The sequence below is a fragment of the Sutterella faecalis genome (genome assembly GCF_006337085.1).
GTDB classification, from domain to species: domain Bacteria; phylum Pseudomonadota; class Gammaproteobacteria; order Burkholderiales; family Burkholderiaceae_F; genus Sutterella; species Sutterella faecalis.
Genome location: NZ_CP040882.1, coordinates 1,100,754 through 1,118,086, shown reverse-complemented (window position 1 = coordinate 1,118,086; position 17,333 = coordinate 1,100,754). Strand labels below are relative to the sequence as shown.

10 protein-coding genes are annotated in these 17,333 nt (G+C 59.7%); 3 read left to right on the top strand and 7 right to left on the bottom strand.

Translation table 11 applies throughout. From position 1 onward, the window contains the following. Window positions 1–51: 51 nt before the first annotated feature. The 6 genes from FG381_RS04445 to FG381_RS04420 all read right to left on the bottom strand — a co-directional run bounded on the left by FG381_RS04445 (window position 52) and on the right by FG381_RS04420 (window position 8,768). On the bottom strand, window positions 52–1,653 hold the full coding sequence (locus FG381_RS04445; RefSeq protein ID WP_139687726.1) for an AAA family ATPase: 1,602 nt from the start codon (window positions 1,651–1,653) through the stop codon (window positions 52–54). 187 nt (window positions 1,654–1,840) lie between these two features. Then, window positions 1,841–2,704: a formate dehydrogenase accessory sulfurtransferase FdhD gene (gene fdhD, locus FG381_RS04440; RefSeq protein ID WP_374042106.1), complete on the bottom strand. Its 864-nt coding sequence runs from the start codon at window positions 2,702–2,704 to the stop codon at window positions 1,841–1,843. Window positions 2,705–2,786: 82 nt separating this feature from the next. Then, window positions 2,787–3,755, bottom strand: a complete 969-nt coding sequence (locus tag FG381_RS04435; RefSeq protein WP_139687725.1) for a formate dehydrogenase accessory protein FdhE — start codon at window positions 3,753–3,755, stop codon at window positions 2,787–2,789. Window positions 3,756–4,013: 258 nt separating this feature from the next. Next, window positions 4,014–4,733: a cytochrome b/b6 domain-containing protein gene (locus FG381_RS04430; RefSeq protein ID WP_139687724.1), complete on the bottom strand. Its 720-nt coding sequence runs from the start codon at window positions 4,731–4,733 to the stop codon at window positions 4,014–4,016. 9 nt (window positions 4,734–4,742) lie between these two features. Further along, window positions 4,743–5,630 carry a 4Fe-4S dicluster domain-containing protein gene (locus tag FG381_RS04425; RefSeq protein WP_139687723.1) on the bottom strand — a complete coding sequence of 296 codons (888 nt, stop codon included), beginning with the start codon at window positions 5,628–5,630 and terminating at the stop codon, window positions 4,743–4,745. 27 nt (window positions 5,631–5,657) lie between these two features. Beyond that, window positions 5,658–8,768 (bottom strand): molybdopterin-dependent oxidoreductase, encoded by a 3,111-nt coding sequence (locus tag FG381_RS04420; RefSeq protein ID WP_139687722.1) that lies wholly within the window; start codon window positions 8,766–8,768, stop codon window positions 5,658–5,660. A gap of 631 nt (window positions 8,769–9,399) precedes the next feature. On the opposite strand from FG381_RS04420, the gene FG381_RS04415 reads away from it, so the two are divergent. The 3 genes from FG381_RS04415 to FG381_RS04405 all read left to right on the top strand — a co-directional run bounded on the left by FG381_RS04415 (window position 9,400) and on the right by FG381_RS04405 (window position 15,608). Beyond that, complete coding sequence (locus tag FG381_RS04415; protein WP_139687721.1) at window positions 9,400–10,917, top strand: FAD-dependent oxidoreductase; 1,518 nt, start codon at window positions 9,400–9,402, stop codon at window positions 10,915–10,917. Window positions 10,918–11,019: 102 nt separating this feature from the next. Next, window positions 11,020–12,312, top strand: coding sequence for an exonuclease subunit SbcD (gene sbcD / locus FG381_RS04410; RefSeq protein ID WP_139687720.1), 1,293 nt, complete (start codon window positions 11,020–11,022; stop codon window positions 12,310–12,312). Beyond that, the gene (locus FG381_RS04405) at window positions 12,309–15,608 is read left to right on the top strand and encodes an AAA family ATPase (RefSeq protein ID WP_139687719.1); all 3,300 of its coding nucleotides are present in this window, start codon (window positions 12,309–12,311) and stop codon (window positions 15,606–15,608) included. The genes sbcD and FG381_RS04405 overlap by 4 nt, the downstream gene beginning before the upstream one ends. 154 nt (window positions 15,609–15,762) lie before the next feature. Here FG381_RS04405 and FG381_RS04400 read toward each other — a convergent pair whose 3' ends face one another. Then, entirely contained in the window at window positions 15,763–17,130 is a 1,368-nt protein-coding gene (locus tag FG381_RS04400) for an IS110 family RNA-guided transposase (protein ID WP_139687718.1), read from the bottom strand. Between the last annotated feature and the right edge of the window lie 203 nt (window positions 17,131–17,333).

The window sequence follows — 17,333 nt, the reverse complement described above, 5'->3', positions numbered from 1 at the left end:
AGCGCACTTCGCAGAACCTGGAACCGCAGCGAAGGAGATGTTTCGAACGCTTTAATCCGGGAGCCGCCCGATCGCCGCGAAGCGCTTTGTATCCTTTGCAAAAACCAGACCCAGACGAAGGAGCGGACGGCCCGGGCGCTTGAAGCCGTATCGGCGCGCTTCAATCTGTGCGAGCGCCATCTCAAGGCGACGAGGCGCCTCTTTTTCCGTTTGCGCCATCTTGAATTCGAGTACCGCATCGGTTTTACGGGTTTCAAGCTCAAGATCGCTTCTCCCGTTGGGAGAGACGCGCTCAATGCTCGCGTCGAGACCAGCACCTTCGCAGAAGACCTGCACGATTTGGCGAATGAGTTCTTCATTCGGATGCTGCATGCCTTGGTAGGAAAGGCGATGGATGAGCTCGTTCAGCGCTTGAAGGACGAGATCCGGATTGCCGGTTTCAAGCCCATGGACAAAGTGCCTCGCAATCTGCGAGCGCATGAGGTCCTGCGGCCAGTAGGCTGTTGAAAGGATTTCCGCAAAGGCGTCGCGCACTTCCTGATTTGGGTAGCCTAAAACGAGAAGACCGTTCTCCTTGCCTTTAATAGTGAGGTAGCCGACATTCGTCAGAAGGAGCTTCGGATCGAGTTCGAGGATATGCGCGCAGGATTCAAGCTCCGAGCGCTTCGCATACTGAGGCTTGTCGAATGCTTCGAAACGGAGCTCTCCATTTTCCTGCAGAAAATTAATGAGGAGTCGCGGAGATCCGCCGGACTTGACCCAGTATCGTCCGAACTGCTCTTCCGAATAGCGCATCAGGAAGTTTTGAACGGACCATGGGCTGAAGACGTGCTTCGTGGCCGTCGCCTCAAAGCAATAGCCGTCATAGTGCTCTGCCATTTCCTTGATGAGATCATCGATCGTCAGACCGAAGTAGAGCGCCGCCTTTTCAAGATACGGCGCGAAATAGCTGCGTATCTCAGCTTCGGTGTAGCCGAGGAGTGTTCCGAAATGTTCGTCAAGAGAAATATCGACGATGTTGTTGAAGGCAGAAAAAATGGATGCCTGCGGGAACTTCATGATTCCCGTAATAAAGGTGAAGTCGAATTTCCCGGATTGCTTCTTGTTCGCTATGAAAAATCCTGAAATCGTGCTTCTGACGGCCTCAAACAATTCCGGTTCATTCAGAGTGGCCGAGAGCGGCGAATCGTATTCATCCACGAGGAGCACCACACTCACCGGCTCGAGGCGGCTTAGAAACATGCGCCACTTGAGGAGCGGATTGCCTGCCGGGACGTTCGGCGCCTCAAAACCCGCTTCCACCATGGCCATTGTGAGGAGTTCATCGAAGGCCTGCAGAAATTCTTCGTGGTTCTGAAAAACCATATCGGAGAAATCAAGGTGGAGGACCTTTCGCTTCGGCCGAGTCCAGAGTTTTTCGGCCTTGAGACCTTGGCAGGCTGAGACTCCTTCCTTAAAAAACGTCTTCAATGTGGAAATGAGCAGTGATTTGCCAAAACGGCGCGGGCGAGAGAGGAAGACGTATTGATCCCGATTCACGAGATCAACGATCAGATCGGTTTTATCGACATAAATCATTCCCTTCCGAAGCAATCCGACAAAATCGGCAATGCCTGTGGAAAGAGGATTGGCGGCAGGAACGTTTTCAGTCATAAAACTCGGGAAAAGCGAAGGAGTCTGGCGATACTCCGTTAGTCTACGACAGGCCGTAGAAAACTACGGCATGTCCTCGGAAAGAGGGATAAACGATAGAAAAAATGAGGACGTCTGCAAAGTGCCGGCGTCCTCAAAATCCCGAGACGGGAGGAAAGAATTCATTGTCAGGAAAAGTTTTGCTGCGTCACGCACGGCTTCCGATGCCGATAAGGCGTTCGGGGTGCGTATAGACGTTGGCGCGCGAGCGCCGGCAGAAGGCGACGAGCGTAATGCCGGCGCGCTTCGCGACGTCAATGGCGAGCGCGGTGGGCGCTGAAACCGCAAAGATGATCTCAACCCCGCACATTGCAGCCTTCTGAACCATTTCATAGGAGGCGCGGGAGCTGATGACGAGGGCGCCGTCGGTCCACCCCCGGCGCGCGCGAAGGCCGAGGAGCTTGTCGAGCGCGACGTGGCGGCCGACGTCTTCGGCGCCGCCCGCAAGGCTTCCGTCCGGATGCACCCAGGCGGCGGCGTGGGTCGACCCGGTAAGGGCTCCAAGGGTTTCAACCTTCTGGAGGTATTCGAGCGCCCGCCCGTAATGCTCCATGTCGAAGGTCTGCGTGAAGGGAAGCACCGGCGTCGGCCTCATGGCGTCGTCAAGCGACTCCGTGCCGCAGATGCCGCAGCCCGTGCGGCCCGTCATGGAGCGACGATGCTCCTTCAATTTCCAGAAAGCCTCGGAAGCAATCGTGAGGTTCACGTTCTTCCCGCCCCGGCAGCCCTCCGTCACCTCGATGTCGTGAATGTCGTCGAGCGACCGGACAATGCCTTCAGCGAGCGAAAAGCCCACGGCAAAGTCCTCGAGCATGGTCGGGGTCGTCATCATGACGGCGTGCGAAATGCCGTTGTAGACGAGCGCCACCGGAACTTCCTCGGCCACCCAGTCCGTGTCGGGGCCGGAGGTCGAGCCCGCGATGCGGATGATTTCCGCCGGGCGCGCGCCGGCGGCTTCCTCTTCCTTCACCCCATCGATTTCAGGGGCGAAAGTGCCGGGAAGAAACGGAATGCTGTCGGCGCCGGTAATGAAGGTCTTCACGATGCTCTCCTCACCTTCGGTGTGTCAGGACAAGTTTATTCGGAGTCGCGCTTTAGTAGAGCCCGCGCCCCGGGCCGCGGCCGGCCTGCGTGGCGTCGCCCTGCTTCAAAACCTTCTGCGGAACCGTGCCCTCTGTGACGGCCGCTTCATAAGCTTCCTCAAGACCCGTGAGAACGATCCCTTCCACGTCGGGGTTGAAGGTGAGCTCGTCGCCGCCCGCAAAGAGAGTCGGCATCGCGGCGTGGCAGTTGGTGCAGATGTGCAGGCGGTGCGTGTCGTCGGCTTCATCGCTCACGTAGGAGAGGTCCGACATCGCTTCGTCGCCGCAGCGCGCGCACCGGATGCGCTCGAAGGACCAGGAGGCGCCGCAGGTCGAGCAGTAGAGCTTCTTCACGTTGCCGCGATTCGTGGTGGCGGCAACCGCAGCAATGTCGGGTTCCGACCCGCAGCAGAAGCAGGTCGTTCTGCGGTCGAAGGACGGGGCGCCGGTTTCAGTGCGCGCGAGTGCCTGAGAGGCGTCGCGGGCGAATTTGTCAAGGAACGCGCGGATCGTCATGCCGAGAACCGGGAAGACCCAGACGGCGGCGAGCGCCTCGTCGATCCCTTCGGTGAGTTTGCCCGCCATCACGAGGGCGTCCTGGGGCGAGAGGGAGGCGGCGTCGACAAAGTCGGCCGAGGCAAAGGGCGTCCAGTCGAAGGCTTCCGCTTCAGCGTGAAGCTTTTCGTCGAGCTTTAGCGTGCCGAGGAGGACTTTCCCGAGGCGTTCGAGCCCGGCCTTGAAGGAATCCGGGCGGATGCGGACCAGATCGAGCGACAGAAGCGTTGCGCCCCCCTTTGCGGCGGCGAGGATTTCCGCTTCAGTGGGTTCGCGCACGATGGTCGAATCTTCGTCCGTGAGGGAATTCGAAAGGGCAGCCGCTTCAAGGAGGAGCGGCCCGAAGATCTCCAGACGCGTGCGAACGTCTTCGTCCTTATAGGCACGGTAGCGCTGAAGGGCTCGTTCGATCGACTTCGAATTCATGATTTTTCCTTTTCGTTGGTATAGGGGTCTTTCCTCGTTCCGGATCTAGAAGGCAATGAAACGCTATCGGAACCGGAATGGCCGGGGATCTGTTTTTCCCGGCCGTACACTCTCTCGGGGGAGTGCGATGAAGTCTCAGTGAAAAGGCTTCATCGCACTCACCGCCCGCTTCGAAGGTTCCGGGGAAAAGCCTTTCAGAGCGGGCGGAGGGTGCCTTAAGCGGGGCTCCTCAGAGAGAGCCCCGGGAAGTCCGAAGACTTACTTGCCGTCCTTTTCAACGGTGACGTTCTTGCCGCTCGTAAGCTCCTGGTTGGCCCAGTAGCCCCAGTGGTAGAGGGCGTCCGATTCGCTCACCTTGCCGTCGCCGAACATGATGCGGGCCGTGCCCTTGTAGGGCTCGAAGATGCCCGCGCCCAGGTAGATGTGGGCGATGCCGACGATCACCGTGAGGGCGAAGAAGATGTCATGGAGCAGACGCGCCCAGAGGAGAACGTCCGTGCTGAAGGCCACCTTCATGCCGCCGTTCGGGAGAAGCCCCGTGTTGAGCCACAGAATCATGCCGGTGACGGCCATGATGATGCAGAAGAACACGAGCGCGCCGTCAGCGAGGCGCTGCGCGGACTTCACGTGGTGCTGCGGGGGCATGTGCACCTTGGACGGGAAGAAGAGGTAGAAGGGGAACTTCATCGCCCAGAGGTAGTCGTCCTTGTCCCACTTGCCGAAGATGTCTTCCTTGAAGAGGTGCACGCACCCCTTCGGAGAACGGAAGACCGCATAAATCGGAATCAGGATGAAGGGGATCGCAATGATGCGGTGCAGCATGCGCATCCAGTGGGTGAATTCGCCGCCCATCACCGAGCCGCCGAGCTCGGGCCAGAAGACGAAGAGGCCGGTCACCGCGAGCAGGATGCAGGTGATGGCGACCACGCCGTGAGTGACGCGCGTCAGAAGCGAGTGACGCTGGATATAACGGGTCATGATCTCTCCTTATTTAGCAGCCTTGCGGATTTCGGCGGCTTCGGCCTCGGCCTTCGCGCGCTGTTCAGGCGTCCAGCTTGCCTTCGCCTCTTCAAGGGTAACCGCCTTTCTGCGGTAGCCGAGGTTGGCGAGGAAGGACACGGCGAGCGCGCCCACGACGGCGGCAGCGCCCACGGCCGTGACGGGCTTCATCACGTCGATCGCGTTGATCACCTTCTTGGGTTCGGGGTTGGTCGGGAGGCCGTAGGCTTCGTGACCGAGCGCGCAGACCTGAATGACGTGCAGTCCCCCGCATTCGTTTTCGCCGTAGACCTCAGCCTTCGCGAATCCCTTCTTCTTCAGGAATTCGACGCGGGCATGTGCCTTCTTGAGCATTTCCTCGCGCGGCCCGAAATCAAGCGCCTCGGGCTGGCAGGTATGAACGCAGGCGGGCTTGCCGCCCTGCTCGAGTCGATCCATGCAGAGCGTGCACTTGTCGATCTTGCCGTCCATCGGGCGGAAGCGCGGCACGTCGAAGGGGCAGGCGGCCTGGCAGAAGGTGCAGCCGTTGCACTTGTCGGTGTCGAAGGTCACCACGCCGTTTTCGTTCTTCTGGAGGGCACCGGAGGAGCACGCCTGAACGCAGCCCGGATCCGTGCAGTGGTAGCAGGAACGACGGCCGATTGCCCAGTCGATCGGGTGGTACTTGTTCCCCGAAGGCTTCTCATCAAAGGTCATGATGAGGCGCGTGTCGCCATTGAGGTCCATCGGGCCCTGATAGGAGCCGGTGAAGGGATTTGCATTGAGCCCGAGCCGTGCAGGCAGCACGTTCCACTCCTTGCACGCCACCTGGCAGCCGCGGCAGCCGGTGCAGTGCGAGGCGTCGAAGAGCATCGCGACTTCTTTCGTATTTGCCATTTGGTTGTCTCCTGTGGGTCCGGCCGGTTAGTTCGCCTTCTCGATGTTGACGAGGAAGGCCTTGTATTCCGGAATGTAGCTGTTCGGGTCGGCCACATTCGGACTCAGGTCGTTGATGTTGTCGCCCGTGGCGAAGGTGCCGGCCCAGGAGAAGTGGTGCGGCATGCCGACCACGTGAACCTTCTTGCCGTCGATCGTCATCGGCTTGATGCGGATCGTCACCATCGCGCGGACCTTGACCGAGCCGCGGTTGTTCCAGACGCGCACGACGTCGCCGTTCTTGATGCCCTTTTCCTCTGCAAGTTCAGGCGAAAGTTCGATGAAGTTGCAGCTGATGAGCTCATTCAACCACGGGATGCAGCGCGTCTGCGTGCCCGTCTGCCAGTGCTCGGTAACGGAGTAGGTCGTGACCACGTACGGGAACTCTTCCTTCGTGCCGCGCTTCGTCGACTTGTCGTCCGTGAAGAGCGCGCAGGGATTCTGCTCGGCATTGTTGAGGAGGTTCTTCGCAGGCGATTCAAAGGGCTCGAAGTGTTCGGGCATCGGGCCGTCCGCCATCGGATAGGCGAAGAGACGGGCGTTCTGCTCCCAGGTCATGAAGAAGGCGTTGTTGTCCGGGCCCTTCGCGGTATTGAAGTCGCCCACGTCGTTCTGGATCCACTTGCCGTCCTTCCACTCGACGAAGACCTTGTCGGGGTTCCAGGGACGGCCCTTCGTGTCGGCCGAAGCGCGGTTGTAGAGAACGCGGCGGTTGGCAGGCCAGGCGAAGGACCACTGCGGGAAGAGGCCGAGACCGGTCGGGTCGCTCTTCGAGCGGCGCGCGAGGGGCTGCTTCATCGGGTCGAGCTTTTCGGCCTCGTTGTTGTAGTAGCCCGAATAGATCCACATGCCGCAGGCGGTCGACCCGTCGGCGCCGAGCTTCGCGTAGCCCGGGAGAAGCTTCCCGTCGGCAACGGTGTAGCCGTTGATCGCCCAGCAGACGGCGCGGATGTCGTACTTGCCGTCGATCCGATAGTCCATGTTGGCCTTCAGAATCGGGTCGGGGTAGGCGCCGCCTTCCTTTTCATAGAGTTCGCGGATCTTCGCGAAGAGGCGCTCAATGATTTCAAAGTCGGACTTGCATTCGCCCGGCGGGAGAATGCCCTGCTGACGCCACTGGACCCAGCGGCCGGAGTTCGAGATCGAGCCCGTCTTTTCGTAAATGAGCGCGGCCGGGAGGAAGTAGACCTCGGTCTTGATATCCTCGGGCTTCATGTCCGGAGCCTTCCAGAAGGAAGCCGTTTCGGTCACGAACCAGTCGGCGCAGACCATCCAGTCGAGGTTTGCCATCGCCTGGCGGGCAAACTTGGCGTTCGGCGTCGAGTGAGCCGGATTCATGCCCCAGGCGAAGTAGCCCTTCATCTTGCCGTCGCGCATCATGTGGAAGGTGCCGATCGTCGTCCAGGCCGAGGCCGGGAGCTTCGGACCGATCTTCGGGAGCATGTCGTAGCCGTAGTCGTTCTCAAAGGTCGCGTTCTTGCCGAAGAATTCCTTGAGGAAGGAGACCATGAACTTGGGCTTGTTCGAGTAGTAGCCCGCCGCATAGGCTTCCTTGTGGCAGTAGTCGGCAAGCGTGAGGTGCTTCGGCACGGTCGGCCACTTGAGGTAGCCCGGAAGATCGGGCACCGTGCAGGCGACGTCGGTCGCGCCCTGAACGTTCGGTTCGCCGCGCAGCGCGTTGATGCCGCCGCCCGGGATGCCGACGTTGCCGAGAAGGAGCTGAACCATGCACATCGCGCGGCAGTTCTGCGAGCCGTAGGTGTGCTGCGTCTGGCCGAGCGCGTAGAGGATCGAGCCCGCCTTGCCGGGCTTGCCGGTCGAGGCGAAGACTTCCCAGATTTTCTTCATCACGTCGATGTCCATGCCGGTCACGCGGGAAACGAGTTCAGGCGTGTAGCGGGCATAGTGACGGCGAAGAACGTTGAGGACGCACATCGGGTCCTTCAACGTCATGTCGCGCTTGAGGACCTCGAGCTCGGGCGGCTCGAACTTCGGCGTGCCGGGCTTGTTCACCCAGGCGTATTCGCCCGTGGGGGAGGTGTCCCACTTCTCGAAGTGATCGACGTCGTAGCCCCAGGTCTCGTCGGAATACTTCTTCGTCTTCGGATCCCAGCCGGAGAAGAGCCCCGTGTTGGGATCAAACTTGAAGTCCTTGCGAAGGATGCAGGCTGCGTTCGTGTAGTTGAGAACGTATTCCTCCTGATAGAGGTGGTTCTCAAGGATGTAGCTGATGAGGCCGCCGTAGAAGGCGATGTCGGTGCCCGGACGGATCGGGCTGTAGAGGTCGGCGTTCTTCGCCGAGCGCGTGAAGCGCGGGTCGACGACGATCCAGGTCGCGCCCTTGTCCTGAGCGCGCTCAACCCAGCGCGAGGAAAGCGGGTGGTTCTCGACGTTGTTCGAGCCGCAGGAGAGGATCACGTCGGAGTTGGCGAAGTCGCACCAGTGCGAGGTCATGGAGCCGCGGCCGAAGGAAGGGGCAAGGCCCGCAACGGTCGAGGAGTGGCAGACTCGGGTCTGATTGTCGATGGCAATCGAGCCGAGAGCGCGGGTGAACTTCTGCAGAAGCCAGCATTCTTCGTTGTTGATCTGCGAGCCGCCGAGAACCGCAAAGCCTTCCGTACGGTTGACGGTGATGCCGTCCTCCGTCTTCTTGAAGGTTTCGTCGCGGGTCTTCTTCACATGGCGGGCAATCCCTTCGATCGCTTCGTCCCAGCTGATGCGCTCCCAGTCCTTCTTGCCCGGACGGCGGACCATCGGGTAGAGAACGCGGCCCGGGTTGATCGCCGTCTTGCGGTCAGGGGTGACGATGTTGCGCAGACCCCAGAGGGCCGAGCCCTTCGGGCAGAGGCCGCCCAGGTTCACCGGATGGTCCGGGTCGCCTTCGATGTTGATGAGTTCGCCGTTCCTTGCCGAAACGATCGTGCCGCAGCCGCCGGAGCAGTAGCAGCAGATGTTGAATGCTTCCTGAACGTTCGCGAGCTTATAGGGCTTCTTGTGAACGGGAACCGCCATCGCGGCAGTGCTCGCAAGCCCAGCGGCAACCGGTGAGGCGCCAAGCAAAAAGCCGCGCTTCAGAAAACTTCTGCGGGTAACTTCCATGAGTCCTCCTTCTTGGGGAGTTTGATTCTTCAATTTGAATTTCCGGGCTCATGCTTATTTGGAATTCTGAGGCCGGAAAGGGTCATTGATCGACGAAAAGCATGGCAGCGGCGTTCTTCCGATCCGGAGTCCGCCCGCTCCCTGAATGCTCTAAGAGGGCCGATGGGCACGATTCTCCGCATCTGCTGAACGACAGGGAATCAGTCGTGCGGTTAAATCGAATCATCAGAATGCGTAGAGTCCCGCGGTCTTCGTTTACGTCGTTTGCCTCGTTTTGTACTTTTATGGAGGTACGCAGTAAGGATCCCCCTGGTTCAAATGCAGGAAGCGTGTGCGCTTTCCGTTATTCCTTCACTGAATAGCGAATCAATGAAAACATCTTTGCATAACCATTTATATTTTGATTTGCGTCAAATTAAATGAAAATAGAATCTTTTTATCGCATCAGTAAACAAAGGCAATGCAAGGCGAGAGGGTTTACCCGGTGAGGGATTAACCCTGAAAACACCCGGATTCAGGAAAATGCCGTTGAGGCGTCGGGATGGAACCTCCGTCGGCAGGGCGTGCGTCAGTTTGCTATTCTTCCCGGGATCAGGATTTACCCGCTAGCTAGTTTCTCCATCTCTTTCTCATGACCCCCGTTTCCCCATCACGCACCGCAATTTCGCGCCGCAGACTCCTCGCCCTGGCGGGGTGTCTCGGAGTGCCGGCGATTCCCGGTTCACTCAAGGCCGCCGAAGGTCTGGATTGCTGCAACTTCACCTGCGACGTTGCCGTGATCGGCGGGGGAGCTGCCGGTCTTGCCGCGGCGATTGCCGCGCATGAAGCCGGTGCGCGCGTGCTCGTCATTGAAAAAATGCCGATGGTGGGCGGGAACTCTCTTCTCGCCTGTGAAGCGATGCTTTACGCCGATGATCCGAAGGATGCCCGGTCGGCAGCAGAGCGCGGCGAGATCATGAAGGAGCGCAAAGCCTTCCTCAGCCAGGTGCTGGCGCGCGGGAAGACGGGACACGAAGACCTGGGCCGCATCCTGATCGAAGGTTCTCCCGATGCCGTAAAGTGGCTTCAATCCCTCGGCTGCAATCTTTCTGAACGCACCGAGGGGTTCGGGTTCGAACATATCTGGGAATTGAGGCCCGCCAATCGGGTTCCGCTCGGCGTTGAGGTGATGAGGCATCTCCTCTACCGCGCCGAGCAGCACAACATCCCTGTGCTCACCCGAATGAGGGCAACAGAACTTGAGCGCGGCGCCATGGGCGAAGGCCTCTTCATTCATGCGGAAAGCGCCGACGGCAGAATCGTGCTCGTTGAGGCCCGGGATGTCGTCCTTGCAACCGGAGGGTTTGCCGGCAGTCTGGAAGCGGTTTCGAGGCTCTGTCCCAAGGCGCCCGTACTCATGACGACGAACGCCGCTTCAGCGACGGGCGACGGCCTGAGGCTTGCCAACGATCTCGGCGCAAAGTTTCTGGATCTGGATTCCGTGGTGATGCAGCCGACGACGCTGCCGCTTTCGGGTGAAATTATTCCGATGGCTTTGAGGCGCGAAGGCGCGATTCTCGTCAACGCGGACGGAAAGCGCTTCGTCAACGAACTCGCGGAACCCGAGGTGATTTCGCAGGCGATGCTCGAGCAGCCCGGTGCCAGCGCCTGGCTCCTCATTGACCGGTCGAGCGCAACGGCGCGCGCGCTGAGGGATGATCTGCTTTCGCCCGTCTATTTCCATTCGGACGACTCCATCCTGGAACTTTCCGCTACGATCGATGCGGACTTCAGCACGCTCGCGACAACGCTCGACTGCTGCCGCAGAACGCGGTGCCTGCACGACTGCGGATTTGAGCGTCCCCGGGCGTCGGCATCCTTCACGATGAAGCCCTTTTATTCGATCAAGGTGCGTCCGGCCTATCACGGCACGCCGGGCGGAATCGCCGTTGATGCAGCGTCGCGCGTGGAGGCAAGGAACGGAGGATTTATTCCTAGGCTCTATGCTGCAGGCGAAACGACCGGCGGCCTCTGGGGGCGCGAGCGCTTCGACAACCTGGGGCTCTCGGGCGCCATTGTCTTCGGGCGAATCGCCGGCGCGAATGCTGCGCGCAATGCCCTCGCTGAAAGCGCGCAGGCGGGTGCCGCCCCTGCCATTCAGGCCGGTTGATCCGTATTCGGAATCGTATTTGCTGCGTCGCTCGCTGCCGCATAAGGCGGCTAGACTTTCTCCTGAACGAATTTCAAATTTTCTTCAGGAACGAAAGCACGCATGCCTCAGCAATCCATCCGCGTCCTTCACACATCAGACTGGCATCTCGGCAAAACGCTAGCCGACGTTGATAGAACGTCCGACTACCGGGCCTTTCTCAACTGGCTCATCGGCATTATCGAAGTGCGATCAATCGACGTGCTTCTCGTTGCCGGCGACATCTTCGACACGACGATGCCGTCCGCGGATGCGCAGCGCCTTTACTACAGCTTTCTTACGGAAGCAGCGAAGACGAACCTCCGGCAAATCGTCATTACGGCCGGGAACCATGATTCGCAGCGATTTCTGCGCGCTCCCCGGGAACTCCTTTCGGTCGTGAGGACCTTTGTGGCGGGAAGCACCGCTGAAAAAGAGGTCTGCGTCATCCGGGACAAGGATGGAGCGCCGCTTCTGGGGATCGCGGCCGTGCCTTATCTCCGCGAAGGCGACGTGCGGCTTTCGGGCGAGAACGACACCGATGCCGCCCGGGCGGCCGCCTGGGGGCGCGGCATTGGCGAGCACTACAGAAAGGCGCTCGAAGCGCTGAAGACCGCGCTTTCAGGCGCTGAAGTCCCGATGATCGCTGCGGGGCATCTCTTCGTGACCGGGGCGAAGGTTGCGGGACCCGAGGAAGGTTCGGACGGGGGCGTCTACGTGGGGAGCCTCAGAAACGTTTCCGCCGCCGTTTTCGGAAACGCCTGGGACTACGTCGCGCTCGGACACATTCACCGCGCGCAGAAGGTTGCGGCTGAGATCCCGGTTCGTTATTCGGGGTCGCCCCTCGCGCTCGACATCGGCGGCGCCGGCGACCGTCATGTCGTCATTGAGCTCGAGTTTGAGGGGAAGATCCTCACGGAAACCGAAATCGAAGTGCCGCAGCCGCGCCGGGTGATGCGCATCCGGGGGAACCTGGGAGAGCTCATGGCAAGGATTGAGAGCGCGGGGAGCGAATCGCCCGGCGCCATCATTGAAGCGATTTACGAGGGGGAGCCCATGGACGCGGGGCTCCTCGTTTCCGAACTCGGCCGCTCAGCGGGCGAAGCCGGGGTCAATCTTTCCGCCGTGAGGCCGAAGCTCCTTCTTGACGGAACGGGGGATGCGGGCCCAGTGAAGAGCCTCGACGACATTTCGCCCGACGGGGTCTTCCGATCGGTGCTCGATGCCAACGCCGTGTCGGACGAGGACCGGGACGCCCTTACGCCGCTCTTTCTCGAGGCGCTCGAGCGCGCCGAGATCCTTGAGCGGGAAAAGAAGGCGAAGGTGCGCGAGAAGCTCGCGCAGGGAGAAAAAAGCGCAGAGGAGGACGGGGAATGAGACTCCTGAAACTGAGAATCGAGAATGTGAATTCGTTGGGCGGCGTGCATGAAATCGACTTTCGTGCGCCGGCATTCCGCGAGAGCGGCATTTTTGCGATCTGCGGGCCCACGGGAAGCGGCAAGACCTCCATCCTTGATGCGGTGACGCTCGCGCTTTACGGCACGACGCCCCGCATGGAGGAGCGCGCCCAGACGGCCAAAAAGGACGACGCCTGCATGGTGCTCACGAAGAACACCGATCAGACGAGCGCTCAGGTGACCTTTGAGTCCTTCGGCGCCGTCTATCGGTCGCGCTGGTCGCGGCGCGTGAAGCGCACCGGCAAAATCTCGGGCGACGAGGTGGAGCTCGTCCGCCTCGCGTCCCCGGATGCGGTTGACGGCGAAATCATTGCTGAGCAGAAGAGCGAGTGGAAACTGGCGCTCGAGCGCATTCTCGGCATGAATCTGAAGGCCTTTACAAGAAGCGCGATGCTCGCTCAGGGTGCTTTTGCGGAGCTGCTGCGCGCAAACAACCGCGATCGTGCGGAAATCCTCGAAAAAATCACCGGGACCGAAATCTATACCCTGATCGGCGAGCGGGTCTTCGAGCGCATGACCGAAGAAAAGGAAAAGAAGGCTCTCCTTGAGGAGCGCTCGAGAAGCGTTGAGGTTTTGTCCGAAGAGAATCGCCGTTCGGCCGAAGCGGATCTTCAGAATGCAAAAGCGGAGGTGGCGTCCTGCTCCAAAGCCCTTCAGGAACTGAAGCTCGACATTGCCTGGTCGAAATCCCTTCTTGAAGCGCGTGCGCGGAAGGCGCGTGCGGAGAAGGAGCTCGAAAGCCTCGGGGCTGAGCGCGAAAGGCTTCGGGGTGAGAGAGTGCGCGCGGCCGACGCAAGACGCGCATCGGAACCTGCGCAGCTGATCGGCGTCCGGGAGAAGGCGCTTCAGGAGGCCTCGCTTCACGGGAAGAAAGCCGCCGCGTTTGCTTCCGAAGCTCTGAAAGCCAAAGGTCGGACTGAGGTCCTCGCCGAAGCCCTGAGGGAAGCGGAGGAAGCTGAAAAGAATGCCGGCGACAGGCTTCAGAAGGCTCAGCCCGAACTCGAAGAGATCGAAGCGATGGACAAATCGATCGAAGTCCTTCAGCTGCGAAGTGATGAAGCTCAAAAGCGCCTGAAGGGTGCCGAGAGGAGGCTCCTTCTGGCCGAAAGGGAAGCCGGGACGCTTAAGGAATCTGAAGGAAAGGCGAAGCAGGAAGAGGCAAGGCTTCTTGAGGAAATGAAGGCGCGTGCGTCCGATGAACCGCTTCTCACGGAGGCCCCGCTTTTGGTCGAACAGGCCAAAGAAGCGCAGAAGCTTTCTCTGGAGCTCAAACAGGATCAGGAAAGCCTTGCGGCGCTGGAGAAGGAACTGAGGAAGCTTTCTCTCGCTCGCGACAGGAAGCGCGAGGATGCGGATCGCGAGGAGAAAGCCCTGGAAGTCCTCCGGGGCGAGGTCGCTCAGGCGCAAAGAGAGGCAAGGATTGCATTTTCCGAAAATGCGCTCTCGCAGAAAATCGCTGAAACGAGGGAACTCACGGGCAAGCTCTGGGCAAAGGACTGGCTCCTTGAAACCGATGCGCTTCTGGGATTTGCGTCCGGAATGCCGCCTGAAGCACTGAAAGTTCTCGAAGCCCGCCGGGGAAAGCTTCTTCGCGACTGGGGAAGCCTCGAAAACGAAACCGCAGAAGAAATTGAAGATCGTCTCAATGGTGTCGAAAAGTGGTCCCTTGAGGCGGGAGCCGTGCAGAGGGCGCTCGAAGATCTTCAGAAGCGGGAAAAGGAAAAAGAGGCGGAGGCTCAGAAGGCGAACCGCGCCGCAATGCGGGCCGAGGAAGCCTTTGCGCAGAAGTCTGCCGAGGTCCGTGCAAGGAATGAGCATCTCGGTGAAAAAGAAAAAGAGGTCGCCGGCAGGGTCGATGCGCTTCAGGCGCGCATGGCGGTCTACATGCCTCAGGGCTGGCGGATGACGGATGCCTTCGCGGACGCTGAAGCGCTCCTCGAACGCGCTCAGACTGTCCGTGCAACGCTTGAGGCGCTGCAGCGCGCCCGGGTTGAGGCCGCATCGGCCTCTGCCCGGAGAATCGAGGCGGAGAAAAAGACGGCAGAGCTTAAGCGCGACCAGAAGGAGGCCCGGACGGCGTCCGACGAAGCGCTGGCACTCTTCAATCAACGGAGCGCGGAAAGAAAGGAGCGCTTCGGCGACCGCAATCCGAAGGCGGAAAGAGAGGCGCTTCAGGCGAAGCTCTCGGAATCTGTCCGGATGACGCGAAAGACCTCGACGCATCATCAGGAAGCCGCCCAATCCCTGCAGGCTTCGATGCTGAAGCGTGAAGCTGAGGAAAAGGCCCGTAAGGAATATGAGGATGCTGCGGCGGCAGCTGCTGCTTCGCTTCAGGAGGCGCTCATCAGGGCGGGCTTTGAGGACGAAATGGAGGCGAAGAACGCATTTCTCCCGCGCGAAGAAGTTGAGGTGCTTGAAGCGAAAATCCGCGCGCACGACCTTCGCTGGGCAGGCGCACAAAAGGAATCTCAGAACGCCCGCGAGGCAGAGGAGAAGCTCCTCGAGGCGTCCCGGCGGGAGAGTCCCCTTGAGGCGCTTTCAGCTGAAGAAGCCGCTCAGGACGAAAGGATGAAGGCGGCGCTCGAACTTAAGGGTAGCCTTGAAGCGCGGCTTCATGCGGACGATGACGCGAGAGCAAAGGCCCGGGAGGCAGGAGAAGCGCTCGAGAAGGCTGAACAAACGGTGCTTCTCTGGACGCGGCTTAATGCCCTTATCGGCAGCAAGGACGGCGCGCGCTTCCGGCAGGCGGCTCAGAAGCTTACCTTTGAACTCCTTCTTCATGAAGCGAATTTGATTCTGAGGCAGATGCAGAGCCGCTACGAACTCATCGCACGGGGTGAGAACGGACTCGATCTTGCGGTGCGGGATCTGGAACTCGCCGGAATCGAGCGGACGTCCTTCAATCTTTCGGGCGGCGAAACCTTCATGGTGTCGCTCGCGCTTGCACTGTCGCTGTCGCGCATCAGCACGAACCGGATGAGGGTCGATACGCTCTTTCTCGATGAAGGCTTCGGGTCGCTTGACCCGGTATCGCTTTCGAAGGCGCTGAATGCGCTCGAGATGCTGCAGCAGACTTCGGGCAAGCTCATCGGCTTGATCAGCCACGTTCCGGCTGTTCGCGAACGCGTGGGGGTGCAGATCACGGTGAAGCCCCGGGGATCGTCGGGCCTGAGCGACATTTCCGGACCGGGCGTGAGAAGGCTCGAGCGGGTTTGACGGTCAATAAAAAACGCCTCGCAGAATCCATATTCTTCGCGAGGCGTTTTTTCCACGAAAGATAGGAAGCCCTCGGCGCGCGACCTTCCCTGCGGGCGTTCTCACAAGAACGTCCAGCATGGTATCTGCTGCTTCTCAGGCTGCTGAAGCTACGCTAACTGCTGACGACTGCGCCTAGGATCGCACCCGTTTTCGTCTCCACAACCAGGCCGTCAGCGATCACGTATTTCGTACCTTTGAGTTTCAGCAACTGCTTTACGCCGTTCTTCGCTCGTTCAATCAAGGCGTCCCGAAACGCCGTTGACAAGTAAGGCTCAAAGCCTTTCTGATGAGTGAGAACGGAATAAATGATGCGGGCAAGCAGGTGTGCGAAGGCGACCATGGCACGCCTGTAGCCGCGCCGCATCTTGAGCACCTGGAATTTTTCCTTCAGCGCAGCGGTACCGCCGACCGCAAGTCCTCTGGCGGCTTCAATCAGCGTGCGCCTCAGGTGTTTGTTCCCTTTCGGGCATTTTCCACTTTTCTGTTTGCCGGCAGATGTGTTGTCCCCCGGGCAAATGCCGAGCCAGGAAGCGAACTGCTCTGACGTCGGGAAATGCTCCTTCAAATCCGGACAGAGTTCGGCGTAAATCATGCGGGCCGAGCGTTCCTGAATTCCCGTTATGGTAATGAGCAGCTGGATGTCCTTCTCGTAGGGAGCCTGAAGCTGGCGGAGCCTTTCGAAAGTGCTTCGGTCGTACTCCTCGAGCTGATCGATCTTTTTCCGGAGCGCCAGAATCTGCTCCTTCATCATTGGCTCGATTTCGAAGTCGAGCGCCTGCATGATCTGTTCAGGGCTTGCCCGCAGCCGGCGGCTGTTTTGCTTGATGACATCAAACAAGTGCGGATCATCTCTGAGCTTGGCCATCAGGATGAGGCTGGCAGCTTTGCCTCCGCGGATGTCGCTGAATACCGTTGTAGGCCGGCATCCGGTGAGATTCAGAGACTTGCCGAAACGATTGGAAGTTCGGGAAATGTCATTCCTGTTCTTCTGCAGATCACGTGGAATGACGCGCTGCAGACGAAAGGCCTTCTCCGGCACGAAGGATTTTTTGAAGTTTCCCGTTCGGGCAAGAGACGCCAGACGTGATGCGTCCTTGCGGTCTGTTTTGCGGCCGGCTGCCGCTTTGGCGTCGCGGGCATTGATCAGAGCCAGCTGCTCAGAAGTGAAGCCGGCTCTCTCGAGGGCTTCGTACGGGCTCTGCCACAATGACCCGGTTGATTCCATAAGGATGATGTCGGGATTGCATTCACGGCACCAGGCGGCGAAAGCATCGATGCTTGCGCGGTCGGTATTGAAATCCCGGCTCTCAGATTGTTCACGATGACCTGCAACCTGCTTCTGATGGCAGCAGACGAGTAGGTTGAGATGAACGTCAATGCCTATTGCCGAGCGGTACATCGCGTGAACAGTAATTTCGGGATTACTGATCTGCGCACGGGCAGCTCGCAATGGCGTATCGGTACGGTTAGACTTACTCATAGCCCCTCCATTAAGAAATGATTGGGGTTCGAGGAAGCCCTGGCAACCACGAAGATGTTGGAGAAACAGGTAGACGCAGCAACCACCCGGAAGCTACGCTCATTTTTCCACACGCCTAGTCACCAGCGTTCAAGCCAGCGAACAGAGCAATATAGGGTGCGAAAGTTCCGCTGCAATTTTTTGACGGCAAGCGTCAGAAACGT